The organism is Pseudomonas wadenswilerensis (assembly GCF_024749185.1).
Taxonomy (GTDB): Bacteria; Pseudomonadota; Gammaproteobacteria; order Pseudomonadales; family Pseudomonadaceae; genus Aquipseudomonas; species Aquipseudomonas wadenswilerensis.
In genome coordinates this window covers 2,618,547-2,642,253 of the sequence record NZ_CP087191.1, presented here as the reverse complement: position 1 = coordinate 2,642,253, position 23,707 = coordinate 2,618,547, and the positions used below count along the sequence as shown (strand labels likewise).

The 23,707-nt window shown below is 61.2% G+C and carries 20 protein-coding genes and 1 pseudogene; 10 read left to right on the top strand and 11 right to left on the bottom strand.

Annotated features, from left to right (window positions below; translation table 11 throughout):
* Positions 1-507 precede the first annotated feature (507 nt).
* Entirely contained in the window at positions 508-1,533 is a 1,026-nt protein-coding gene (locus tag LOY45_RS12260) for a zinc-dependent alcohol dehydrogenase family protein (RefSeq protein WP_115086462.1), read from the bottom strand.
* 199 nt (positions 1,534-1,732) lie between these two features.
* Here LOY45_RS12260 and LOY45_RS12255 point away from each other — a divergent pair, with 199 nt between their 5' ends.
* The 4 genes from LOY45_RS12255 (at position 1,733) to LOY45_RS12240 (ending at position 6,837) form a co-directional block, all read left to right on the top strand.
* Positions 1,733-2,647 (top strand): LysR family transcriptional regulator, encoded by a 915-nt coding sequence (locus LOY45_RS12255; RefSeq protein ID WP_115086461.1) that lies wholly within the window; start codon positions 1,733-1,735, stop codon positions 2,645-2,647.
* Between the two features lie 459 nt (positions 2,648-3,106).
* Positions 3,107-3,700, top strand: coding sequence for a transcriptional regulator BetI (gene betI / locus LOY45_RS12250; RefSeq protein ID WP_134062514.1), 594 nt, complete (start codon positions 3,107-3,109; stop codon positions 3,698-3,700).
* Positions 3,700-5,109 carry an amidase gene (locus tag LOY45_RS12245; protein WP_134062472.1) on the top strand — a complete coding sequence of 470 codons (1,410 nt, stop codon included), beginning with the start codon at positions 3,700-3,702 and terminating at the stop codon, positions 5,107-5,109. Before betI ends, LOY45_RS12245 begins: the two co-directional genes overlap by 1 nt.
* Positions 5,110-5,394: 285 nt before the next feature.
* A complete protein-coding gene (locus LOY45_RS12240) occupies positions 5,395-6,837 on the top strand; it encodes a purine-cytosine permease family protein (protein ID WP_233673459.1) in 1,443 nt (480 codons plus the stop codon).
* A 184-nt stretch (positions 6,838-7,021) separates the two neighbouring features.
* Here LOY45_RS12240 and LOY45_RS12235 read toward each other — a convergent pair whose 3' ends face one another.
* The gene (locus tag LOY45_RS12235) at positions 7,022-7,702 is read right to left on the bottom strand and encodes a phytanoyl-CoA dioxygenase family protein (RefSeq protein WP_258579205.1); all 681 of its coding nucleotides are present in this window, start codon (positions 7,700-7,702) and stop codon (positions 7,022-7,024) included.
* A 208-nt stretch (positions 7,703-7,910) separates the two neighbouring features.
* On the opposite strand from LOY45_RS12235, the gene LOY45_RS12230 reads away from it, so the two are divergent.
* Positions 7,911-8,627 (top strand): CPBP family intramembrane glutamic endopeptidase, encoded by a 717-nt coding sequence (locus LOY45_RS12230; protein ID WP_134062466.1) that lies wholly within the window; start codon positions 7,911-7,913, stop codon positions 8,625-8,627.
* Between the two features lie 70 nt (positions 8,628-8,697).
* On the opposite strand, the gene LOY45_RS12225 is transcribed toward LOY45_RS12230, so the two are convergent.
* From LOY45_RS12225 to LOY45_RS12215, 3 genes are read right to left on the bottom strand one after another with little or no spacing between them, the layout of a single operon-like run.
* The gene (locus LOY45_RS12225; RefSeq protein WP_134062464.1) at positions 8,698-10,038 is read right to left on the bottom strand and encodes an MFS transporter; all 1,341 of its coding nucleotides are present in this window, start codon (positions 10,036-10,038) and stop codon (positions 8,698-8,700) included.
* 43 nt (positions 10,039-10,081) lie between these two features.
* Entirely contained in the window at positions 10,082-11,623 is a 1,542-nt protein-coding gene (locus LOY45_RS12220; RefSeq protein WP_258579204.1) for a class I adenylate-forming enzyme family protein, read from the bottom strand.
* Between the two features lie 2 nt (positions 11,624-11,625).
* The gene (locus LOY45_RS12215) at positions 11,626-12,804 is read right to left on the bottom strand and encodes an acetyl-CoA acetyltransferase (protein ID WP_115086455.1); all 1,179 of its coding nucleotides are present in this window, start codon (positions 12,802-12,804) and stop codon (positions 11,626-11,628) included.
* 137 nt (positions 12,805-12,941) lie between these two features.
* Between LOY45_RS12215 and LOY45_RS12210 the strand changes: the two genes are divergently transcribed.
* The 3 genes and pseudogenes from LOY45_RS12210 to LOY45_RS26985 all read left to right on the top strand — a co-directional run.
* Positions 12,942-13,514 (top strand): LuxR C-terminal-related transcriptional regulator, encoded by a 573-nt coding sequence (locus LOY45_RS12210; protein WP_010223563.1) that lies wholly within the window; start codon positions 12,942-12,944, stop codon positions 13,512-13,514.
* Between the two features lie 55 nt (positions 13,515-13,569).
* Complete coding sequence (locus LOY45_RS12205; protein WP_258579203.1) at positions 13,570-14,958, top strand: hypothetical protein; 1,389 nt, start codon at positions 13,570-13,572, stop codon at positions 14,956-14,958.
* Between the two features lie 90 nt (positions 14,959-15,048).
* Positions 15,049-15,211: pseudogene (locus LOY45_RS26985) on the top strand (ANT(3'') family aminoglycoside nucleotidyltransferase); the annotation flags it as partial.
* Between the two features lie 183 nt (positions 15,212-15,394).
* Here the strand turns inward: LOY45_RS26985 and LOY45_RS12195 are convergent.
* Positions 15,395-15,949 (bottom strand): YdeI/OmpD-associated family protein, encoded by a 555-nt coding sequence (locus LOY45_RS12195; RefSeq protein WP_115086453.1) that lies wholly within the window; start codon positions 15,947-15,949, stop codon positions 15,395-15,397.
* Positions 15,950-16,091: 142 nt separating this feature from the next.
* A complete protein-coding gene (locus LOY45_RS12190) occupies positions 16,092-16,805 on the bottom strand; it encodes a tellurite resistance TerB family protein (protein ID WP_258579202.1) in 714 nt (237 codons plus the stop codon).
* Positions 16,806-16,969: 164 nt separating this feature from the next.
* On the opposite strand from LOY45_RS12190, the gene LOY45_RS12185 reads away from it, so the two are divergent.
* Together LOY45_RS12185 and LOY45_RS12180 are read left to right on the top strand one after the other, a co-directional pair.
* A complete protein-coding gene (locus tag LOY45_RS12185) occupies positions 16,970-17,590 on the top strand; it encodes a DcrB/PsbP domain-containing protein (RefSeq protein ID WP_258579201.1) in 621 nt (206 codons plus the stop codon).
* 236 nt (positions 17,591-17,826) lie between these two features.
* Complete coding sequence (locus LOY45_RS12180; RefSeq protein WP_115086450.1) at positions 17,827-18,291, top strand: hypothetical protein; 465 nt, start codon at positions 17,827-17,829, stop codon at positions 18,289-18,291.
* Between the two features lie 289 nt (positions 18,292-18,580).
* Here the strand turns inward: LOY45_RS12180 and LOY45_RS12175 are convergent, their stop codons facing one another.
* Genes LOY45_RS12175 through LOY45_RS12160 form a run of 4 tightly spaced genes read right to left on the bottom strand, consistent with a single transcriptional unit; the run spans position 18,581 to position 23,684 of the window.
* The gene (locus tag LOY45_RS12175) at positions 18,581-19,798 is read right to left on the bottom strand and encodes a RhtX/FptX family siderophore transporter (RefSeq protein WP_115086447.1); all 1,218 of its coding nucleotides are present in this window, start codon (positions 19,796-19,798) and stop codon (positions 18,581-18,583) included.
* A gap of 12 nt (positions 19,799-19,810) precedes the next feature.
* Positions 19,811-21,313: a PepSY-associated TM helix domain-containing protein gene (locus LOY45_RS12170; RefSeq protein WP_167458883.1), complete on the bottom strand. Its 1,503-nt coding sequence runs from the start codon at positions 21,311-21,313 to the stop codon at positions 19,811-19,813.
* Positions 21,310-21,591 (bottom strand): hypothetical protein, encoded by a 282-nt coding sequence (locus LOY45_RS12165; RefSeq protein WP_258579200.1) that lies wholly within the window; start codon positions 21,589-21,591, stop codon positions 21,310-21,312. Before LOY45_RS12165 ends, LOY45_RS12170 begins: the two co-directional genes overlap by 4 nt.
* Entirely contained in the window at positions 21,591-23,684 is a 2,094-nt protein-coding gene (locus LOY45_RS12160) for a TonB-dependent siderophore receptor (protein ID WP_115086444.1), read from the bottom strand. The genes LOY45_RS12165 and LOY45_RS12160 overlap by 1 nt, the downstream gene beginning before the upstream one ends.
* Positions 23,685-23,707: the final 23 nt, after the last annotated feature.

The window sequence follows — 23,707 nt, the reverse complement described above, 5'->3', positions numbered from 1 at the left end:
GAATGCTGCTCATAACGCGTACCCGATATTCAGAAACGGCCACCTGAAAGAAAAATATTCCTTTGAAGAACTTTCAATCAGCAAAGTAAGGACAAACAGAGTTAATCCTAAGAAACTTCCTACAACTTCCTACGAAAAACCACTTCAGAAGCTTTTGCTGATCATCGTCCTTCCCTCCTCCAGCCTGGCAGCACGACACCTTTAACCCCTGGCTTACGACCCATCTTGCCTCGCTCCGTGAGACGACAGTTGACGAACTATTATCGGGCGTTGCCCAGCGAATAAAAGATACAGATCAGGGTAAAAAAACCATTCAGGTTCGACCAACATAAAGTCGCCAATCAGACAGGCAGTTCTTGTTTTTCCTATTGCACAAACATAGCGCAAGCATGCCGGACGCATCGGGAAAAGTTACCCCGGAAACATCCTAAACAGGCCTGGGAAATACCCACAAAAAAGCCCGAGTCAATGCTCGGGCTTGGCGGCTGTGGCTTATTTGACCGGGCGTTACGCCGGCAGCGACAGGTCCAGTACCAGCCTGCCGCCGCAAGGGCATTCGTCCATGTAGCGGTGCGCCTCGACCACCTTCTCGAACGGATAGGTCTTGATGATCAGCGGGGTCAGCAGCTTGTCGGCGGTGAACTGGTTGATATCACGCAAGGCACGCTGCAGCGCCACCTGGTCCTGGCTGATACCCAGCTCCGGCTTGCCGGTGAAGTTGCCGATGCAATGGACGAAGAACTGGATGTTCTTCTGGAACGCCGCGCAGGCCGGGAACGGCGTTTGGTTGCCGCCTTGCAGGCCATACAGCACCAGGCTGCCACGCGGCGCCAGGGCATCACCGAGCAGGGCCATTTGCGGGCCGCCGAGGCCGTCGAGGACCATGTCGACACCACGGTTGTCGGTGTACTTGTTGATCTGCATGAGCAGGTCCTGCTCTTCGGTGACGATCACCCGGTCGGCGCCGAGCTTGATCAGGTAGTCGCGCTGATCGGCCTCTTTGGTCGCGGCAATGACCTTCAGACCCAGGGCTTTACCCAATTGCACGAAGGCGGGGCCGGCGCAATGGCTGGCATCGGTGATCAGCGCCGTTTGCCCGGCCTTGGCCCGCGCCAGGTCGACGAAGGCGAAATAGGCGATCAGCAGCGGCGTGTAGTGCACACTGGCCTCGACCGGCGAAAGAATCTCCGGGTAACGGGTCAGGGCGTTGCGCGGCATGACGATGACTTCACCGTAGACCGGGTGCTCATTGGCACTGCTGGCCGGGAAGCTGGCGACCTTGTCACCGACTGCAAGATCGTCGACACCCTCGCCCACGGCCGTGACCACGCCCGCCATCTCGTGTCCGATACCGGCAGGCAGGCGTGCCTGTGACGGTGCCAGGTTCTGCCGCCAGAGCACGTCGTACCAGCTGATGCCGATCGCTTCAACGCGAATCTGCACCTCGCCAGCCGCCGGTTGCGCCTGGGCCTGCTCTTCGATCTTGAGCACCTCGGCCGGGCCGAACTTGTGGAAACGGATCATGCGGGACATCGCAAACCTCGCCAATTGAACCTCTAATGCCCTGAACTCTATCCGGGCTTTGATGGTTAGACCATCAGTGGCCATTAATAGTCAACATGCCTGTCATTGATTGATGGTAATGAAGCCTCCATCAATTTATGCGGTGCAGGGTACCAGCCTTTACCCGTAAGATTCACCCCTGCCCCAACCGCCTTGTGAAGCCGAGCCGATGAACCGTAACGACTTGCGTCGCGTCGACCTGAACCTGCTGATCGTCTTCGAGACCCTGATGCACGAGCGTAGCGTGACCCGTGCGGCGGAGAAACTGTTTCTTGGCCAGCCGGCCATCAGCGCCGCCCTGTCGCGCCTGCGCAACCTGTTCGACGACCCGTTGTTCGTGCGTACCGGGCGCAGCATGGAACCGTCGGCGCGGGCGGTGGAGATCTTCGCCCTGCTCTCGCCAGCGCTGGATTCGATCTCCACCGCGGTCAGCCGCGCTGCCGACTTCGATCCAGCCACCAGCACCGCGGTGTTTCGCATCGGCCTGTCGGACGACGCCGAATTCGCCCTGCTGCCGCAATTGCTCAAGCGCGTGCGCGCCGAAGCCCCGGGCATCGTCCTGGTGGTGCGCCGGGTCAACTACCTGCTGATGCCGGCGCTGCTGGCCTCGGGGGAAATCTCCGTGGGCGTGAGCTGGACCAACGACCTGCCGGCCAACGCCAAGCGCAAGGTGCTACGGCGCAGCAAACCCAAGGTGCTGCGGGCCGACAGCATGCCGGGGAGCCTGAGCCTGGACGACTTCTGCGCCCGCCCCCACGCGCTGGTATCGTTTGCCGGCGACCTGGGCGGGTTCATGGACGAGATCCTGGAAAAGGTCGGGCGCAAGCGCCATGTGGTCCTGGCCGTGCCGCAATTCAACGGCCTGGGCAGCCTGCTGACCGGCACCGACATCATCGCCACCGTGCCCGACTACACCGCCGAAGTACTGACCGCCGCCGGCGGCCTGCGCGCCGAGGATCCGCCGCTGGAGGTGCAGACCTTCGAGCTGCACATGGCCTGGCGCGGGTCGCAGGATAATGATCCCGGGGAGCGCTGGTTGCGGTCGCGGATTCAGATGTTTTTCGGCGACCCTGAAAGTCTTTAGGCGTCGTCGCGCAGGCTGTCCTTCGAGCGCTCTCCCTTCTTGCGCGTTCCGCTGCTTGGGGCGCTCGGACAAAGGCAACCAGCTCTGACACATGAGTCGGGCAACCTAACGGCTAGCGCCAGCGTTCCTGAACGCGATGAGCGTTATTAAGCCTTTGACAACATTTGTCCGATGGATTGCGCAGAGTTCCCTGGAAAGCCAGCGATAGCTCAACAGTAAACCACTTGGATCAATCACCGAAGCTGCGCAAGCAAGGCCTGGCGAAGGCCTGCTGCTCTCTGTTGCATGGGGTGATCTTCCCACCCATCCCCAACGGATTCGTAAAAACGACATTCACAATGGCGTAACCGTCATCACCATGCTGTTTGGTCTGGTGGGCCTTTTTTTTCTTGATCCACCCGGAAAGGTGATGCTAATTTTTTTTCATTGAGCGACCAATGAAAAAAAAAGGACCAGGCCATGCCAAAGGTAGGAATGCAGGAAATCCGAAAAAAGCAGCTGGTTGAAGCAACGCTGAGCTTGATCGGTGAACAGGGGCTCGCAGGAACGAGTATGGCTCAGGTCAGTGCCCGCTCCGGGATGTCGAACGGGATAGTGCACCACTACTTTTCTGACAAAAATGCACTACTTGAAGCCACCTTGCGCGAACTGAACAAGCGGATTAACGCCGAGATATTCAATCACTTACGCGAAGCTCGCACGCCCGATGAGCGCGTCCAGGCCTTTGTACTCGGTAACGTCAGTGCGCTGAATCTCACCCGCGAAAACGTCGCAGCCTGGCTGGCGTTCTGGGCTCAGGTGCCACAACACGCCCAATTTCAACGCATTCAAAATATCGTGGCTCGGCGAAGCCACTCGCTTTTGTTCCATGCCCTGGCCAAGACGATGGCCCCTGCTGCGGCTCGATCCAAGGCAAGGATGATCGCGGTTTTTATCGATGGCATCTGGCTACGGGCCGCTGTTGATCCAACCGAGGTAACCCTCAACGAATCTCGGCAGCTTTCATACGAGTTTCTCAACAATTTGCTTGGGTACAATCTGAAGGTGCAGTAATGACTCGCGATGAATACAAAAACAATGATGCGGTTAGCCTTGTTCAATTAATTGGCTCGGGCCAGGTCACCTCCTCAGAACTTGTGGATTTGGCGATCTCTGAAATTGAATCGCAGGATCCAGAACTCGGAGCGTTGGTTTCAGTCGATGCCGAGGGCGCTCGCAAATCGGCACAGCAGCGCAAAGTCGGTGCGTTGGCCGGTCTTCCTGTCTTGATTAAAGACACCAATATCGATGTCTGCGGTTTTCCCACCCAGCATGGGTCGCGTCTGTACAAAGACGCTCCTCCTGCAACAATCGATAGCGAATTTGTTAGACGCTTGCGCCAGGCCGGCGCCGTCATTCTTGGGAAAACGAAAACCCCCGAATTCGCTGGAGATTTCGTAACCGAACCGGAATATTTCGGCCCCTGCCGAAATCCGCGAAATCCACAGTACGCTTCAGGTGGGTCAAGTGGCGGGTCGGCCTGTGCGGTTGCCGCCGGGATGGTGCCGATTGCACATGGCACTGATTGTGGTGGATCGATCCGAGTACCGGCTTCAGTCTGCGGAGTGGTGGGATTGAAGCCCTCTCGTGGCCGCAACCCAGTAGGACCTCATGTCGGAGAATTTGTCGGGGGGTTGGATTGTGAGCATGTGCTCACCCGGACGGTTCGTGACACTGCGCTCATGTTAGACGTGCTGGCGGGCTATGAAGCCGGTGCCCCATATGCTGCCCCCTGCGGCCCAAACTCCTGGCTTGAGAGCCTTCAAGCGAAATCGGCGCCACTCAAGATCGCCTTCACTACCACAAGACCTGATGGATCGGAAATTGATGACTCCATCCACAGTGCTGTCTTGGCAGTGATCGATTTTCTGGGGGCGGATGGTCATCGACTCCAGGACTTCAAATGGCCAGATATCACCGGCGCTGGCGATGCAGCAGCTGTGTTCTGGCAGCTTGAGATTGAAGCGCTCATGACCCAGCGCTCTTTGGATCTCGGGCGACCCTTGGAGAAAAATGACGTTGAATGGGTTACCTACGCCATGTACGAGCAATCGAAGGCGCGCTCGGCACTGGATGTCCACAACGCGAGAGCTGTCCAAAACCGCATGTCCCGAAACATGGCGGGGTTGTTCCGCGACATTGATGTCCTCATCACGCCAACTGTTGCTCTAGCGCCCCCTCTTATCGGTGGTTTCACTGCGGCAAAAGAGCAGGAATTACAAGTTTGGTACGACAATGCGTACGCATTTTCGCCCTTCACCGAGATTTTCAACCTCACGGGACAACCGGCAATCAGCATTCCGGTTGGAGTGATGCGCAATGGCATTCCCATCGGGTTGCAAATCATTGGCCAGTACGGGGATGAGGAAACCATCTTGAGGCTTGCGGCCGAAATCGAAAAAAGCTTTGGATCAACGCTTTAGGGTGCGGTTTGCGAGAAGCCATTTCATAGGAGACCTTTAACGCTATAAATCAGATCTTTCCAAAGGTGATCCGCACAGATTCAGCCGGTAGATAGTCGTCGCTCTATCCGTGTGTAACTCTGCATACAAGTCAACTAGTGGGCGCTGGCAGCACAACGCATAGAATATTACTAATGGAATTCACAGTATGGCAGTGAAGCTAATGCCTGCAGCCTGAGATGAGATCCACTAATTTACTTTTCTGCCTAACAACTGTACTACACAAAAAAAACAGGTACTGTAATCATGTTAGCCAAAGAAAACGCCCCATCAGCTGGACGACTCAGTTTTGAAGTACGCTCCATCGATCATGTTCCACTCTCGGAGCGACACGGTAAAGCATGGCATCTGTGGCCCATTTGGTTTTGTGGTGGCGCACAGCTGACTACGCTCGCTGTCGGGATCATTGGTATCGGGATGGGGGCAAACCTCATCTGGTCCGCCATCGCCATCGTGCTCGGATGCGCCTTCGGTACGCTCTTCATGGCGGGCCATTCCACTCAAGGACCCCAGATGGGATTGCCGCAGCTCATTCAGTCCCGCCCCCAGTTCGGCTATCTGGGCGCTTTGTTAGTGTACTTGGTCGCGATCGTTACATACATTGGATATAACGCATTCAACCAGTTATTGGTGGGACAAACGCTGCATGAGTTAATAGGGGTATCTGAAACAGGTTCGGCAATGGCTTTTTCGTTGCTGGCAATTTTCATGGCTATCGTTGGCTACAACTCTTTCCATAAGATTCAGCGCGGGCTAGCTTTCGTAATGGTCGCGATGATGCTGGCATTGACGATCGGGCTTGTCATTTTTATGGACGTGCCCGGCGGGCAACTGGCATTAAGTGACTTCAACTTGAATGCGTTCCTTGCCCAATTCTTCGTGGCCGCCGCTTATCAACTGAGCTGGGCAATCTACGTCTCTGATTATTCCCGTTATTTACCAGCGGATGTCAGTGTTCGCGCCTCGTTCTGGTGGACGTATCTCGGCGCGATGATCGGGGGTGTTTGGATGATGCTAATTGGTGCAGCCGCTGCGGCACTGAGCCCTGGTCAAAACCTTGCAGCTGGCTTAATCATGGTTGGGGACATGGTGTTTTCTGGCTTCGGCAAAACGCTCGTGGTGATTTCCGTGCTCATTTTGATTACCAGTGCGGCTCAGAATTTCTACGGTGCTTCAATCACGCTTTTAAGCATCATCGATACGATCAAAACGCAAACCTCTACGCTGCTTAAAAGAATTCTGGCAATGGTTGTGGTCGGTAGCTCGGCTATGCTGCTGGCCTACGTGGCCGATGAAAATTTCGTTAAGGAGTTTGGCGACTTCCTTGCGGTACTGCTTTATCTCTTCACGCCCTGGACGGCGATTAACCTGGTTGATTTCTACGCTGTTCGGCACGGTAAATATTCGATCAGCGAAATATTCAACCCAAACGGTATTTATGGGCGATGGAACTGGAGAGGGATTGGCTCGTACATCGTTGGTTTCGCAGTGATGCTGCCATTCTCGAATACGGGGTTGTACACCGGTTATTTCGCAGAGCAGTTGGGAGGCGCTGATATCAGTATGCCAATAGGTCTTGCCGTCTCGGCCCTGGTGTATCTGTGGCTTTGTCGCTCACAGAATATCCAGTCTGAGCTTACTCAGGTGCGAGCCTTGGACATCAACCTGGAAAATGGCACTGCTCACTGATAATCGAATGTCCCTCGCAGGCCTTGTGCTTGGCTGACGAACCCGCTTTTGATGCGCTAGAGCGGTTGAGGTCGACTTCAGCCGCTCCTGATGCTTCGACGCCAGGTTGGCTGGAGCAATAGCCAAGCGCATCGGGCCGGCTGTGTTGCCAGGGATAACCGGCTTTTGCGTCAGGTAGGTCGGGTTATAGAGCCCCAAAGGCAAAATCCGAGGGATCGAACCGATCGGTCGTGTCCATCCGAACACTTCGCATGCCCACTGTTTCCAGGTGTGACGCGTATAGAGACTCAGAAAAGTAGCTAATCAGAAGGGAGCGACGGCGTGCGCCGATTGAGTTCAGACTGCCCGCATGCACTAAATCGACATCAAACACCAAGATGTCGCCAGCGGAGCCCGAAAGCTGCACAGACCGGGACTCGTCACTGAAGTCGAATGGCGGCTGTCCCTGCTCAGGGCGATGGCTGCCGGGGACGATACGTGTCGCGCCGTTCTCGGGACCATAATCGTCGAAATAAGCCAGAGCGCTCACCATGTCGCCCAGCCGTTGGGCCGACAAGTCGCGGTGCAGCTGCTGATGACCGCCACCTGCAAGGGGTTCGCGCCCCTCCACCTGCGAGAGAAAGAACCGTTCTCCGATCAGCTCACCAACCGCCGCCAGCACCTCCGGCAGACGACACACAGCCTGAACCCTCGAATCAGAGTCCAACAGCGAATGGCGCCAGCCCATGCCACGCGGCACTGGCCATTGGCCCGATGGTTTCACCCCCGCATCGAACACGGCACGAAGGTCACCCAGCCACTCGGCCGGGATAGCTCGACGGAGCAGCACATAGCCCTCTCGATGGAGTTGTTCGCGGTCAGTCATAGCGTCCTCAATTCCCTTACCACCCATGCGTCTTGCAGAAGTGCGGCTGTCGCGACATTGTAGCGATCAACGGATCGGAGAATGTTGTGGAGCTGGTCAAGGGCGTCGCCACGCGCTGCGCAAATACTTTATTTCTGGGTCAGGCCATTGATACCCAATTGCAGGCCGAGCATTATGCGCGCCGAATTGCCTACACAAGGACCGTCCCGTGCATTCCTCCGCGCCCACCTACCCAACACCCTCCACGCCCACCGCTGCGCCCTACAATATCTTCAAGCGCGTCGGCATGCTGCTCCTGGCCCTGCTCATCGTCAGCCTGGGTATCATGGTCATCGTGCTCCAGTCCTTTCCCAACATGCCCACCAACCAACAGAACATCAACTCCCTGGGCCTGGCCGGTATAGGCCTGATCGCCCTACTGTACCTGCAACATCGCAAACAAGGCCTGCGCGAAGTGATCATGGGCCAACAGTTCCTGCGCCCGTACCTGTATGGCCTTGGCGCCATCGTGATCATCTACGGCCTTTGCGCCGCATGGATGTACCTGCTCAACGTCCCCCGCGAAAGCTTCTTGGTGCACTTCTTCGACGACCTCGCCCCCGGCCAGATCGCCCTGTTGTGCGCCACCTTGATCCTGTTCCCGCCGGTTGCCGAAGAACTGCTGTTCCGCCACTACCTGATGCGCCTGTTCCCACTCGACCGCGGGCCAGGCTGGCAATGGGCGGCGATCGTGGTCAGCACGCTGCTGTTCACGGCCTCGCATATCCAGTACGACAACTACGTGACGGGGTTTACCCTGCTGACCGCCAGCCTGGTGTTTGGTATCAGCCGCGTACTCAGTGGCGGGTTGATCGTGCCGGTACTACTGCACGCGTCGACCGAGGTTATCGCGTTGATCCTCAACTACATCCAGATTCCTGGTTGAAGCCCAACAACGCAATGAAAAGGCCGCCTTGCTTGGGCAAGGCGGCCTGGGCCGACCTCGCCTGGCAGACTCAAGACCGCGGATCAACCAACCGCAGCCCAGGCGCACTCTCCTCCCGCCTGACCTCATGCCCACAGGCAACAAAATCCTCCTTGCGCAACACCACCAACGCCAGCAGCGACGCAACCCCGGTCGCCACATAGAAATACCAGGGCGCAGTAATGTCCCCGGTCACCTTGATCAGCCAGGTGGAGATCAGCGGCGCGCTGCCGCCAAACACCGCCACCGGGATGTTGTAGGCCACGGCGATGCCGGTGGAGCGGATGCGAGTGGGCAGCAGCTCGCTCATCAGCGCGTAGGTCGAGGATGCGTACAGCCCGAACAGAATCGCCACGGCCATCAACGGCCAGAACAAGGTGGCCGGGGTGGCGCCGGGCGCGGTCTTGAAGAACCAGTACATGGCCAGGGTCGCCAGGGTGCCGATGACCATCAGGAACGGCTTGCGCCCGTAACGATCTGTGAAGGCGCCGCCCAGGGGCATGACCAGCGCCGCCGAGAGGCTGGCGACGAATACGTAGAGCAAGGTGGTGCCGCTGTCGAACTTGAGGGTGTTGGACATGTAGGTCGAGGCGAAGGTCAGCACCAGGTAGAAGATCGAGCTGTGCAGGGTAATGATGAAGAACACCAGGGCGATCGAGCGCTTCCACTGCCAGACCTCGCGCAGCGGCGCCTTGGAGGTCTGCCCGGCCTCGACCAGGGCGAGGAACTCCGGGCTGTCTTCAAGCTTCAGGCGGATGTACATCGAGATGAAGCCCAGGGGCCCGGCGATCAGGAACGGAATGCGCCAACCCCACTCCTGCATCAGCTCGGCGCCCAGGGCCCAGGTCATGCCGTTGGCCACGGCGCCGCCCAGCAGCAGGCCGAGCACGGCGGTAACCATCAGCCAACAGGTAGCAAAGCCCCGACGCCCGGGCCCGGCGTATTCAGAAATGAAGCTGGTGATGGTGCCGATCTCGCCGCCGGCGGAGAAGCCCTGCACACAGCGGATCAGCACCAGGATCACCGGCGCGGCGATGCCGATGCTGGCGTAGGTTGGCAGCAGCCCCAGCAGGAAGGTGGAGCCGGCCATCATCACCAGCACGGTGATCAGGGTTTTGCGCCGGCCGATCTTGTCGGCCAGGGGGCCGAAGAACAGGCCGCCCAGGGGCCGGATGAAGAAGCTCAGGGCAAAGGCCGCGAAGCTCGCCAGCAGGCTGCTGGTGGGATCGTCAGAGACGAAAAAGGCCTTGCCGATGTACACGGCCAAAAAGCCGTAGACGCCATAGTCGTACCACTCGATCAAGTGGCCGGAAGTGGCGCCGATGAAGGCCCGGCGCCGCTGGCGCTGGGAGTTGGAAGGTGACACGCCCATAGTGGGGACTCCTGTCGTGGTGCTATCCATGTAATGCAGCGCTTCAGAGGTTGTTCAAGGGCCCGGTGGGATCCTGCAACCACTGGCGCAGCCGGGTCTTGAGAATCTTGCCATAGCTGTTCTTCGGCAGCTCGGCGCAAAACAGGTATTTTTTCGGTTTCTTGAACGAGGCCATGCGCGCCAGGAACCAGTGGTTGAGCGCCTGCGCATCGAGGCTGTGGGGCGTGCGCAAGACCACGAAGGCCACCACCGACTCGCCCCACTCAGCGTCAGCCTCCCCCACCACGCACACTTCGAATACCTCGGGGTGCTGCATCAGCACTTCCTCGACTTCGCGCGGGTAGATATTGCTGCCGCCGGAGATGATCACATCCTTGCTGCGATCGGTAAGGGTCAGGTAGCCCCGCTCGTTGAGGAAACCGATGTCGCCGGTAAGCAGCCAGCCGTCCACCAGGGCCTCCCGGGTGGCTTGCGGGTTGTCCCAGTAGCCCTGCATCACCGCCGCCCCGCGCACGGCGATCTGCCCAGGTTCGCCAGGGGTCAGGGGCTGGCCTTGCGCATCCACCACGCGCACCTCGACGCAGGCGTGGGCACGCCCAACCGACGCGGCGATCAGCGGCCAGTCGGGATGCCCACGGTCGGCGATGGCCTCCCGCGACAGCGCGCTTATGGTCATCGGGCATTCGCCCTGGCCGTAGATTTGCACCAGGCGCGGGCCGAAGGTGTCCAGGGCCTGGGTGAGGTCAGCCAGGTACATCGGCGCCCCGCCGTAGACGATGGTCTTGATCCCTTCGCCGCCATAGCCCTGCTGCCGGGCCTGGTCGACCATGCGCTTGACCATGGTCGGCGCGGCAAACAGGCTGACCTGGCCCAGCGCCTGCGCCAGCTCGAACAGCTCCGCCGCCTGGAAGCCCCGCGACGCCGGCACCACGTGGCGGGCGCCACAGCGCACATGGATGAAATTGTACAGGCCGGCACCGTGAGACATCGGCGCGGCATAAACCACCGCGTCTTCAGCGGTCACCGGGTCCACGTCCAGCGGATAGCACAAGGACATGGCGATCAGGTTGCCATGGGACAGCATCACGCCCTTCGAACGCCCGGTGGTACCGGAGGTGTAGAACAACCAGGCCAGGTCGCTGTCTTGCCGCGGATGCGGCTCCAGCAGTTCATCGCCCGGCACCGGGCCTTGATCGGCCGCCCCGGGTGCGGTCAGTTCGCGGCAGCCGACCGGCAGCGACGCGCTGTCGAACACCCGGCCCTCATCGGTATAGACCAGCCGGGCCCCGGCGTTGTCAGCAATCCAGGCGGCTTCCAGTGCGTGCAGCTTGCTGTTGATCGGCACCGCCACCGCCCCGCTCCACCAGATGGCGTACAACAGTTCGAGATAAGCGCAGCTGTTCTTCATCAGCAGCGCCACCCGGTCGCCCGGCACGATGCCGTACTCGTCGCGCAGTTGCAGGGCGCGTGCCCGCGCCTGTGCGGCGAACGCCTGGTAGTCGGCGACCTGGCGGTACCCCTCGAACAGCGCCGGCCGCCGCGGCCAGCGCTGGGCCGCATCGCGCAGCCAATGGGCGATGTTCATCCTCAGGCCTTGACTGCTTGCAGGACGCTGGCGTAGTTGGCCACGGCCATGCCGCCCATGTTGAACAGCAAGCCGAACTCGGCACCGGGCACGCCCAGGCCAATGGGTTCACCGACCAGTTGGGCAAAGCCCAGGGCATGCATCGAGACCCCGGTGGCCCCCACCGGATGCCCCTTGGCCTTGAGCCCGCCGGACAGGTTCACCGGCAGGCGCCCGCCCTGGCGCACGATGCCCTCGTCCAGGGCCCGGTGCCCCTCGCCCCTGGGCGCCAGGCCCATGGCTTCGTAGATCAGCAGTTCGGCGATGGTGAAGCAGTCGTGGACCTCGGCAAAACTCAGGTCGCCCAGGGTCACGCCGGCCTCGCGCAGGGCGCCCTGGATGGCCCGTTGCGGTCCCTCGAAGGCCAGCACGTCGCGGCGCGACAAGGGCAGGAAATCGTTCACCTGGGTCATGGCGCGGATCGCCACCTGGCGCCGCATCGAACGGGCGCGCTGCGGCGAGGCCAGAATGATCGCCGCCGCCCCGTCACTGATCAGCGAGCAGTCGGTCAGGCGCAGTGGCGGTGCGATCAGCGGGTTGCCCTGGGACACGTTGTTGCAGTGCTCGAAGTCCATCACCCGGTGCATCTGCGCCAGGGGGTTGGCCATGGCGTTGGCGTGGTTCTTCACCGCGATCGCGGCCATCGAGGCCAAGGGGCTGTGGTAGCGCTCGGCGTACTGTTGCGCCACCTGGCCGAACAGCTGGGCGAAGCTCAGGCCGGCCTCCTGCATGGCGTTCTGGTAGCCGGCGCCGGCCAGGGCGCGGGTGACTTCGACGGTGCTGTTGCCGGTCATTTTCTCCGCGCCGACCACCAGTACCAGCTCGGCGGCACCGCTGCGGATCGCGTTGATCCCGGCCTGGATCGCCGCAGATCCCGAGGCGCAGGCATTCTCGCAGCGCGTGGCAGGCTTGAAGCGCAGTTGCGGGTCGGCCTGGAGCATCAGCGAGGCGGGGAAACCATCGGCCACCAGGCCGGAGTTGAAGTGACCGAGAAACAGCGCGTCGATTTGTGCGGCGTCGATCTCAGCGTCCGCCAGGACCTCGCGGGTAACCTTGACGATCAGGTCCTCGAGGTTCAGGCCGTCCAGGCGACCGAAAGGGCTGTGGGCGGCAGCGACGATGGATACGGAGTCGTGAGTCATGGTGATTTTCTTCTGTCCTTGAAGCGCGTATTCCATACAATGATTCAGCGCCCGAATCACACGCTAGTTGGGGCAACTACTTACGCCAGTAAGTAGTACCCAGGGGGCGCGCCGATAAATCCGAGGCAGGATGCCTGATGACCGTAGATGCCCAGCACTTCCAGGACCTCGAGCGCCTGGCCTTCCAGGTTTCCCCCGCGCCGCAGATGATCACCGGCCATCGGCGGATGCTCGACTGCAACCAGGCGTTCGTCCGCCTGTTCGGCTACGAGCGCGAGCATTTGCAGGGCCACCTGACCCTGCTGCTGTATCCCTCCCAAGCCGACTACCAGAGCATTGGCGAGCGCAGCGAGCACTGGCTGCGCAACGGCCCCGGCGCCTTCTACTCCGACGAGCGCTTCATGCAGCATCGCAACGGCGAGGTGTTCTGGGCCCGGGCCCACGGGTTTTCCCTGACGGTGGAAGACCCGTTCAAACTGATGGTCTGGCATTTCGAGCGCCTGGATCGCCAGCCGGCGCCGACCATCCAGCTGACTCCGCGCGAACGGGAGATTTCGCTGCATATCGTCAATGGCCTGACCTGCAAGGAAGTGGCGCGCAAGCTGGGCATTTCCCACCGCACCGTGGAGGTCCACCGCGCCCGGCTGATGAAGAAGCTTCAGGCCAAGAACAGCGCAGAGCTGGTGTCGAAAATTATCTTCATCAGTTGAGCACCAGTGCAGGTCAGGTAAAATCGCGCTTTTTTTTGACCAAGAGCTTTTTTGCATGGATGCCCGTTTCTCGCTTTCATTAGCCCTGCCGCTCGCCCTCGCCGCCTGCAGCACCCCGCCCAAGCCGCAACCACCGGCCAAGCACCCTGGCCTTGAAGTGTTCGAGAAAGTGATCGACGAACCGGCCGCGCCCGATTCGATCATCCGTCAAGGCGACCAGATCACCTACATGATCGCGCCCTCCGCGAGCAACCCCTGGGTCACCCGCTTTGACGCCTCCTGCAGCCAGCCCAGCGGCAGCATGTTCTATCCCACCAAACGGGGCATGCAGGCGTTTTCTGACAACGACGATTCCAGCAACCTTCCGCAACCACAGTTGCAGGTGCTGCAGCGCAGCGAACAACTCAAAAATGCCTGCGCCTATCGCGCCGTGCCTGACTGGCGAGCGCTGGACACCGCGCCAGTTCAAGACTGGCTGGTGTTGGACCGTAACAGCGCGATTCACGAGGATGGCGTACTCAAGATCTGGACGAGCATTCAACTTGCCAACTATCAAGCAGTCAAAGGGTACGGCCAGATTGCACAACTGCATGAGCGCCTGGCCATCGACTGCAAGCAGCGCACTTTCAAGCCGTTGAGCGACTTCAAGGTGGACGACAATGGCCGGGTGTACAACGGCAAGGTCAATCTGGACACCCCAATGATGCCGCAGGCACAGGCCGACAGCGGACAACAACGCCTGATCGAAGCTGCCTGCCAGCCCGCTGCCACCTGGGCCCAGATGGCGATGCCCCCTGTGCGCACGCCACTGCCGCCACAGCTGGATACACCCAAGACGGCGCCAGCCGTGCTGGCGGCGATCAATACCCTGCAACTGCCCGAACCGCGCTTGACGCTACAGGCTTTGCACTATCGCTACGACGCCTTGGTGCTCAACGGCATGAAGATCACCGGCGTGCAGCGCAAGGACATCTTCAGCCGTGACCCGCAGAGCGGCCAGTTGCTGCTGCAGCCAGTGGATTCGGTGCTGGGCACCAAGCTGCTGCTGACTTTCCGCGGCCTGATCGAGCTGGCCAACCGCTCGTTCGACCGCAACAACGGCAACCAGGTAGAAGACTCCTTGCACGTCATCGGCTTGAGCTTCACAGGCGACTGGCAACGCCTGCCGGAACACAGCGAAGTGGCCTATGACCTGGTCCAGGCCACCACCACGGGGCCTTTCACCACTACCGTCACCTGCAAGGTCGGCGCCGCGCTGCCAGCCAGTCAGATAAACCCCGCCTTGCAAGGCATGGCCAAGCCGCTGAGCTGCTCCAAGCACAAAACGGCTACTTCTGAATGGACCGAGGGCTACCACTATCTCGAAGACTACGGGGTGTTTGTGCAGGCGGCGCAGAACAGCCCGTTGGGGCGCTGGACATGGCGAGTGGAGTCGGTCCGCTAGGACAGCTGTCGGTCAAAAGCGCCTACCAGTGCCTGTGATAGAGTGCGGACTATTCCATTTAGGGAGTCCTCACTCCTCAGCGAACTCAGGCCTTGGCGCTACCCCCCGAAGCGCGAAATGCAGTTTGGGGAATGGCTGCGCAACGACATAGAGGCCGGCCGCTTTGAATCGGCCATGGTCGCCCCCGACCTCGCTATCCTGATGAGCAAGCTTCGGCTTCACAGCACGCCCTTGCACGGCCCCGAAGCCGTGTGCCTTTTCGAGGCCGTGCCAGCGGCCGACTTCGTGACGGCATTGACCGACACCTTTGCTCAGTGGAAAGCGCAGTCAGACTGGAATGGGGACGAGAAAAACGTCCTATTGGCTTTGACTTTGCGCCAAGCGAGAGGCCGCCTCGGGTCGATAGTTGTCAGGCATATTCAACGGAATGTTCCATTTACAAACTTTCTGCCTCGGGCGCACAGAAGGCCTTACTGTAGTAGCCGGACGGGTCGAAACAGCAAACCTGCTTCTTGCCGGATGCAAGCATATCGCAGGCACTGCCAATTCGTTTTGCGCGCGTCTTCAGTTGCTTGGCTGAAGTAATCCAGTGTATCCAGTCTACTCGTGCGAGGGTCGTCGTATTGTTCCAGGCTATACGAGCCTCAGGAGTGGCTACCAGTGCCTCCTGAAAATCTGCCGGGATGTCAGGCTCGGGTTCACTCTTCACTGGGGTCAGCGCTAGTGTAACGATATCCCCAACGGCCACACCTGCGGCTTCGAGTAACTCTGTACTTACCTGCAACCAATGGCTCAGCTGACCATCCGGTTCAAGGGTTGCCTGAAAGTGGTGTCCATTGATTGTGCCTTCAACTGTCGTCCTTCCTCGCCTCGGAAGCTGTTCACTCGCGTCTCTTGGCAGTACTACGAACGCCCACGACGTATCATTACCAGGCTTTGCCGGACGAAGAAGCTTTGCTTCGAATCGGGATTTCACATCGATTGTTGTCATTGCAACGTTCTTCGTGAGTCGGTGGGAACGGGCTTGTCCCGCGATAGGGTCATGGCAGCATGACAGACAATTTTCATGGTCAGAATCGCGGGGCAAGCCCGCTCCCACCTGATTGATGAAGAGCGCAGGCATCTCAGCCCGGTCAGGCGACGCCCTTGGCCTGCTGTTCCAGGTGCACCTGCAATGTCGGATCGATTTGCAGTGCGCCGGCCAGTTCATCAAGGTAGGCCCGCTCTGCGTCCTGCTGGTCATCCACCAGCATCACGCTGGCCAGGTACATTTCCGCAGCCACGGCCGGGTCCTGGGCCGACTGAGCCACCTGGGCAGCATCGAGTGGCTTGCTGACTTCCTCATCCAGCCATTGCTGCAGTTGCGGGTCGCTGGTGTGACGTTTGATTTCAGCGTAAATCAAAGTTTCTTCTTGCTTGTCGATGCGACCGTCAGCCTTGGCTGCCGCAATCAGCGCGCGCAAGATTGCATGGCTGTGATCCTCGGCCTCGGGGCCGGACAATTGATCGACAGTACGCAGCGCCTGTTGCGGGGCTGCCGCCTGGCTGCGCTGCCAGCTTTGATAAGCCTGGAACGCCATCATGCCCAACGACGCCAGGGCCGCGTAATTGGTGCCACCAGCGGAGCGCCCCTGGGTGGAGCCACCCGCGCTGCCACCCAACAGGCCGCCCAGTAAACCACCCAGGCCATTACCGCCACCCGTTGCACTGCCGCCGCCAAGCAGACCGCCCAGCAAGCCGCCCAAACCGCCCAGGCCGTCTTGCGCTGACATGCCGCCGCGCCCTTGTTGCGCTTGCGAGCCCTGCCCGGCCCGAAGTAACTGCTCGAGTAAATCACTGGTGTTCATGGCACCGCCCTCGGTCGGTAGTTGTTGCCCAGACAAGCAACGATAGCCCCCTCAAGGCGATCCGCCATGACCGTCTGGCCGACGGGGACCCCGGGGCTTACCGAGCAGGCAGGTTTATGTGAGCATATCCACCCCGCCCTGCCCCATGCCCCACGAGAGGCTGTATGTCGATTTTCAACAAAACAACCCTGACGCTGACCCTGGCCGTTGTCGGCCTGTTGGGCCTGTCGAATCTGCATGCCGCCAGCAAACCCAGCACCCAGCCGAAACCTGAAATAAAGGTCGCGGTGCTCGGCGGCAAGTTCAGCTTCAACCTGCCGGCAGGCTTCATCGCCAGCCCCCTGAGCGCTGACGAACAGAACAGCGAAGGCGCCGGGGCCGTGGGTACCCTGTATGCCAATGCGCAGGAAAAGCGTGTGGTCATGGTGATCGAGAAACCCCTCCCCGAAGCGTCTCGCACTGGCGACAACGACGATGCCTTCCTCGACGGCGCCGTCAGTGGTTTCGTCGACCGCCAGAGCGCCGGGCTGTCGGACTTTCGACAAACCGGCGAATCGCGCCTTAACCGCAACGGCCTGGGTGTGCGACAAATCGACAGTACGGCGACCCTGGGCGGCGGCAAAACGTTGAACAGCACCTTTATCGCAGGCTCCGGCGATCGCATGGCCGTCATCCAGGTCATTTCCCGCAGCGACGAAGCCAGCGGTCATGCTGCGCTGGTCAAGCGAATCGCGGGTGAATCCTCGATGCCAGTTTCGGAATCTCGCAAAAATCAGGGTAAATAGCATGCAAGCGCCCTAAGGCTTGCAATGCTTAGGCAGCGCTCGGAACCAAGGCCTCTCGGCACGGAGAATCGCCCCAGGTTTCGAAGGGCTCTGGGGTTGAATCCACCGGTTGAATCCACAGCCAAAAGCGGCCTTCGGAATAATGTGCTGAACGCTGCACCACCCAGACTACGAATGCGAGAAATGCTTTGGACCCTATTTCAACGCCTGACCCGGTCGAAACAGCTGGACAACTGATGTCCCGTCAAGAGGCGATGCAGGCTGAGGCGGCATCGTTACTCGGACAGATGCTCTTCGCATTCTCTTCCATGGATATGAATCTAGGGCTCTGTTTAGTGTGGTTGGACAACGGCAACAAATTGGAAATAACATCGAATTCGATCGAAGGACAGAATATCCATACGAAACTCGAAACGCTTTCGAAGCGAGTCACAGAGAGGTTACCGGCCGGCTCCGAACATCGTGCGGCCTATGAACGCTGGATTGAGCGTGTGCATGCAGCTCGGCTGCAGCGCAATCAGATGGTCCACGGCCGATGGGGTGTCGAGGCCCACCGTCACAAGATCGTCAATGTCATTGGACTTCCCTCCGGTGTGCAGCAATGCTTTGAATACAGCCTTGCGGAGTTGGCCGCGTTCAACAAAGAGTTGTGTGCATTAGGGCGAGAGCTAGCCAGACTACGAACACACTGGCCCCTCTAGACAGCTCGCCTGAAAGAGGCGGAATCACCGACTTGAGTGTCTAGCGAAAACTGGGATCCGGTACCCGCACGGACGCGTTAGCCGCCGCGTCGACAGGCTTTCTCAACGTCTGCTCTCGGGATACAGCTACTTCCGCTTTGGGTCGATAGCGGCCATTAGTTCAACCCTCAGCTGCCGGTGTATGGCATCCAGGTGGGAGCGGGCTTGCCCCGCGATCCGGGCCATGGGCATTGTCTATCACGCGGCCATGACCCTATCGCGGGGCAAGCCCGCTCCCACCGTCTTCCCCCTACTCAGCGATAACCCGATACCGCGCCAGATTCAGCGCAACCAGCAACGCCACCATCGCCATCAGCGCCCCTGCCAGAAACCCGCCGCTGTAACCGGCCTGCGCGGTCAACCCCAGCAACAGCGAGGATGACAGCATCTCGCCCAGGTCGCGGGTGCTTTGCACGGCGGTCATGTCGGTGCCGGCCTGGTCGCTTTGCCCGGCAAACGCCATCGATGCGGTCATGATCGCCACCGAGCTAGCGCCGGTGGCAAACGAGCCCAGCCCTACCGCCAGCCAGATCAACCCGACCTGGGTCGCCACTACCCCGCTGGCCTGCAGCAGCCAGACCAGTGCGGCCACCCCGGCCATGGCCACCGCCAGCATGAACGCCGGCCACAAGCCCAGCACGCGGATCAGCCAGGCACCACCGCCGCAACCCAGGACGATGGTCACCACCCCGCCGCTCATGCCCAGTTGGCCGATGGCCTGCAAGGACCAGCCGGCATCGTTGAGGAACAGTTTCGACAAGCCGAACCCGGAGACCGCGGTCATGGCCGAGAGCAGCGCCAGCACCACCAGCGACACGGCCTTGGGCCGTTTGATAAAGCGCAGCAGGCTCGCGTGCGCTACGTCCGGCTGTTTTTTCTTCGCGGGTGCTACGTGCAGCCAGGCTACGCAGCACAGGCTCGCCAACGGCACCAGCGCCAACAGGCCAAAGGCCGTGGTTTGCCCGAAGTGGCCACTGAGCAACAGCGCCCCGGCACCACCGACGAAGAAGCCGAACATGGTGCCGCCGACCTGGATCGCGTTGATCCGCGCCAGCATGTTCTCACTGAAATACTCGGCGGCCATGCCGTCGGTGGCGATGTCCTGGGTGGCGCTGGCGAACGAGGCAAGGATCAGCAGGCCCACGGCCCAGCCTGCGGTGTCGACACTCAGGCCAATGCTCGCCAGGGTCACCAGGCACAGCAGCACCAGGATCTGCATCGGCATGATCCAGCTGCGCCGCCGCCCCAGGCGCGGGTTCCAGAGGTTGTCCACTTGCGGTGCCCAGATGAATTTCACCACCCACGGCAGGCCCACCAGCGGCAGGAAGGCCAGGGCATCAAGTGCAGCACCGTCGTGGCGCAACAGCGTGGGCAAGGCATCCATGGCGATGCCGAAGCAAATGCCCTGGGAGAGGTACAACAGGGCGAACGTCAGCACCATGCGCCAATGTTTCAACAGATCCAGCATTTGAGTCTCCAATCAAACAGCGTTGGCGTCGGCAGCCCGTGCCGTACGCGTAAAAAGAGTCAGGCGGCGCACCGCCCACAGGGCACTGGCGCCACCGAGCAGCAGCACCAGGTCGATCGGCCAGACGACCAGGTTGGCGTGCACCAGGCTGCCAGCCAGGTGCAAGGCGCCGGCGCTCAGGTAAGCCAGGCCGGCCACGCTCAACAGCAGGCGCAACGGTTGCCGCTGAGGCGGCATGAGCGCCGCCAGCAGCAGGCTGGCGGTCCAGCTGCCCCAGAAGCACCCCGGCAGCACGCTGGGCGGCAACAGCCCCAGATTGGCCAGCGCTCCGGCGCACAGCAGTACAGCGCTGGCAGCCAGCAGCCCGCCGCCGCCACCGACGACCATTCGCAGCAGCACTTGCCAACCCGCGCCTGCCTTGAGCCGCCGGCGCTCCAGCCACAGGTACAGGCCGCTGAGGACCAGCACCGCCGCCGCCAATGCCATGCCGAAATGCACCGCGCGCAACAGCGGCCCCGCGTGGGGCAGCCAGCGATAGTCGGCAAAGTGCAGCGGCTGCACCGCAATGAACGCCTGCAACCAGAACCCACGCCCACTCGCGCTGCTGGTGCCCAGGGGCTGGCCGTCATCGCCGCGGTAGGCATGCCGCTCGAACACGGCGGTACTGGGCAGCCCCTGCTCGATGCCGGCCACTTCCACCCAGGCCCCGGGTTCACCCCAGCGATGCAGCGTGACGCTCTGGGCGGCAAAGCCTGGGTGCGCCGCCGCGTCGTTGTGCAGCAGTTGATCGAGATCGAGCGCCTGGGTCGTGGCGGCCTGCGGCTCGACCTGCGGCGGGGCGCCGAGCAACTGCATGAACGCTTGCTGCGGGGCCCCGGGAAACGCCTGCCCAGCCAGGGCCACCGTGCCGAGGGCGCCGAGGCCGGACAGCGCCCCGGTGACCCCGAACAACAGCAGCCACGGCCCGGCCCAGCGGCCGATCAGGCTGTGCAGGTCATGGGCCAGCACCCGCAGGCCGCGGTCGCGGCGCAAGCGCTTGAGGTCCTGCAAACGCCCGCTGTGCAGCGCGCTGCCCGCCCAGATCATCAGCAACAACACCACGCCCAGCAGGCTGATCAGGATCCGCCCGGGGAACCCGCTAAACAGGCTCTTGTGCAGGTTGAAGAGGATGTCGGCTGCATTTACCGGCGCCAACTCCCGGCCAGTGGCCGGGTCCAGTTCCAGAGTGCACTGGTTGGCTGAAGCGCATAGTTCAACCACCGCACGCTGACCATCGGGCAAGCGGATGTGCAACGCCTCCGGCGTCAGGCCATGCCGGCTCGCCACCTCCAGCCACTGCGTCAGGGGCAGTGTTGGCCCTGGTGCCAAGGCTGCCGGGCCGCGAAACCAGGTGCGCAAGTCTTCATGGGCCATGCTCCAGGCCCCGCTGAGCAGAATCACGAACAGCAGCAGGCCAAACACGCCTCCAGCGCCGGAATGCACGCGCTGCACCAGCGCCCGCGGTGCCCCCATCATGTCCGGGTCCCTTCCCACAACAGCCATGGGGTGAACAGCAACAGCCAGACGCCGGAGCGATAGACCACACGCTGGCGATCTGGCGCCAGTAACGCCCACAGCAGCACCGTCACGAGAAAGCCCAAGCCGAGAAAAATCCCGGCGTAGAGCCGCTCAAGCCCGCCGCCCCAGGGATAGTGCCGGGCCAGCAGCACCGCCAGTTGCAGGCTGCTCAGCACACTGCCGGCCAGCGCAAGACAGATGCGCAGTGGCCATGGCCCGAGGCCGGGGGTTGCCATCAGAACGTGCCTCGCAGGGTCATGTTGAGGCTGCGCGGCTCACCGTAGCGGTTGTTCCAGTTGGGGGTGGACAGGCTCTGGTAGTACTTGCGGTCGGCCAGGTTGTTGCCATTGAGCGAGGCCGTCCAGTGCTCGTCGATGCGATAGGCAACCCGCGCGTTGAGCAACGCATAACCGCCCTGCTCCATCGACACGGCGCCCGATTGCGCAGAGAAATCACTTTGCGCCTGCACCCCGGCACCAACACTCCAGCGCCGGTCCTGCCACGGCAGCTCGTACTGGCTCCAGAGTCGCAGCATGTGCCGGGGAGTGAACTCGGCATAGCGGTCGCCCGAAGTGCTGCGGGTGTCTTTAAGGTACTCGGTGGTGGTGTAGGTATAGCCGGCGAACAGGCTCCAGTCCGGGGTGATGTAGCCGGTACTTTCCAGCTCGAAGCCCTGGCTGCGCACCTTGCCGCCGCTGATGTAATAGGTGTTTGGCCCGGCACCTGGGTGTTCGGGGTCAACCTGCGGATTGTTTTCCAGGTCGATGCGAAACGCTGCCAGGGAAACGTTCAGGCGCCCCTCCAGCAACTCGCCCTTGATCCCGGTCTCATAGGTCTTGCCTTCCACCGGCTTGAGCAGTTCACCGCTCCAGGTCTGCCCGGTCTGCGGCTGGAAGACTTCGGCATAGCTGGCGTACCACGACCAGTCCTGGGCGAAGTCCCAGATCAGCCCGCCGTAGGGGGTGATCTCGCGCCCGGGTTTGAAGTGATCGCCCGGCGCGTCCTGGTCCCACCAGCTGGCCCGGGCGCCGACCACCAGGGTCAGCGGATCGAGCAGCTTGAAACGGGTCAGCGCGTAGACGCCCTTGGACGTGGTCGTGGTCGAGCCCGGCGAGGTATAGGCGCCGATACCCGGCTTGGGCACGCTGTGCGGGTCCCAGCGATAGACGTTCACCGGCACGTTCAGCGGCGTGGTGAAGTTCGCCATGCGCTGTTCGGTTTCACCCTGGCTGTAGTTGCTGCCCAGCAGCAACTCATGGCTGCGGCCGAACAACGTAAACGGCCCGTTGAGCGATGCATCAACGCTCTTCTGGGTACTCTCGAACTTGTATGCGGCGCCCATCAGATGCCCGCCGTCGCCGGTAAGCGGATCGATTGCACCAAAGGCCCCGGCATAGCGCAGGCTGGAATCTGCGTCCTGGTACTCGGCAGCGATTTTGGCTTTCCAGTCGTGGTCCAGTTGCTGTTCCAGCGAGCCGAACACCCGGCGCGTGGTCCACTTGAAGCGATCCCAGTCGACATCCAGGTAAGTGGAGCGCGGCAGGTTCAGGCTCGACCCATCCTTGGCCATCGGCACGCCGGCCATGTTGGTCACCGAATCGATGGTCTGGTACTGCGCGCCCAGGGTCAGCAGGGTGTCCGGGCTCAGGTCGAACTCGCTGATGCCGTAGAGCAGCTGGGTGTCCTGCTTGCCGATATCGTAGAAGTAGTCACGGTCCTCGTAGGCCGCAACCATCCGCCCACGCACATTGCCGGAGTCGGTCAACGGCCCGCCGACGTCGATCTCGCCGCGGTAACGGTCCCAGCTACCGCCACTCAAGGTAGTGCTGGCGGCAAAGTCCTTTTGCGGGCGCTTGCGCACCAGGTTGACGGTGGCTGCCGGGTTGCCACTGCCATGCAGCAGGCCGTTGGAGCCGCGCAGGATCTCGACCCGTTCATACACCGCCATGTCCTGCGGTGAACTGGCGGTGTCGCCGAGCAAGGCCGGCACCCCATCGAGCTCGAAGGAGTTGATCTTGAAGCCGCGCACGTAATAGGCGGTGGTCAGCAACTGGAACGGCTGCACAGTGACCCCGGTGGCCTGCTGCATCACTTCATCGAGGCTGAACAGGTTCTGTTGCTCGATTCGCTCGTGGTCGATCACGCTCACCGATTGCGGGGTCTCGCGCAACTTGAGCGGCATCTTGCCAATGGTGGTGACACCGGGTGCGGTCACGCTACTTGCGCTGTCCTTGCCGGTGATCTCGATGTTGCCCAGCTGCAGCGTCCCGCTGCCACTCTCTGCAGCAATGGCCAGCGCCAGGGGATTCAAGCCCAGCACCAGCACCATCCCCAGATGCGCCCGGCGATGCT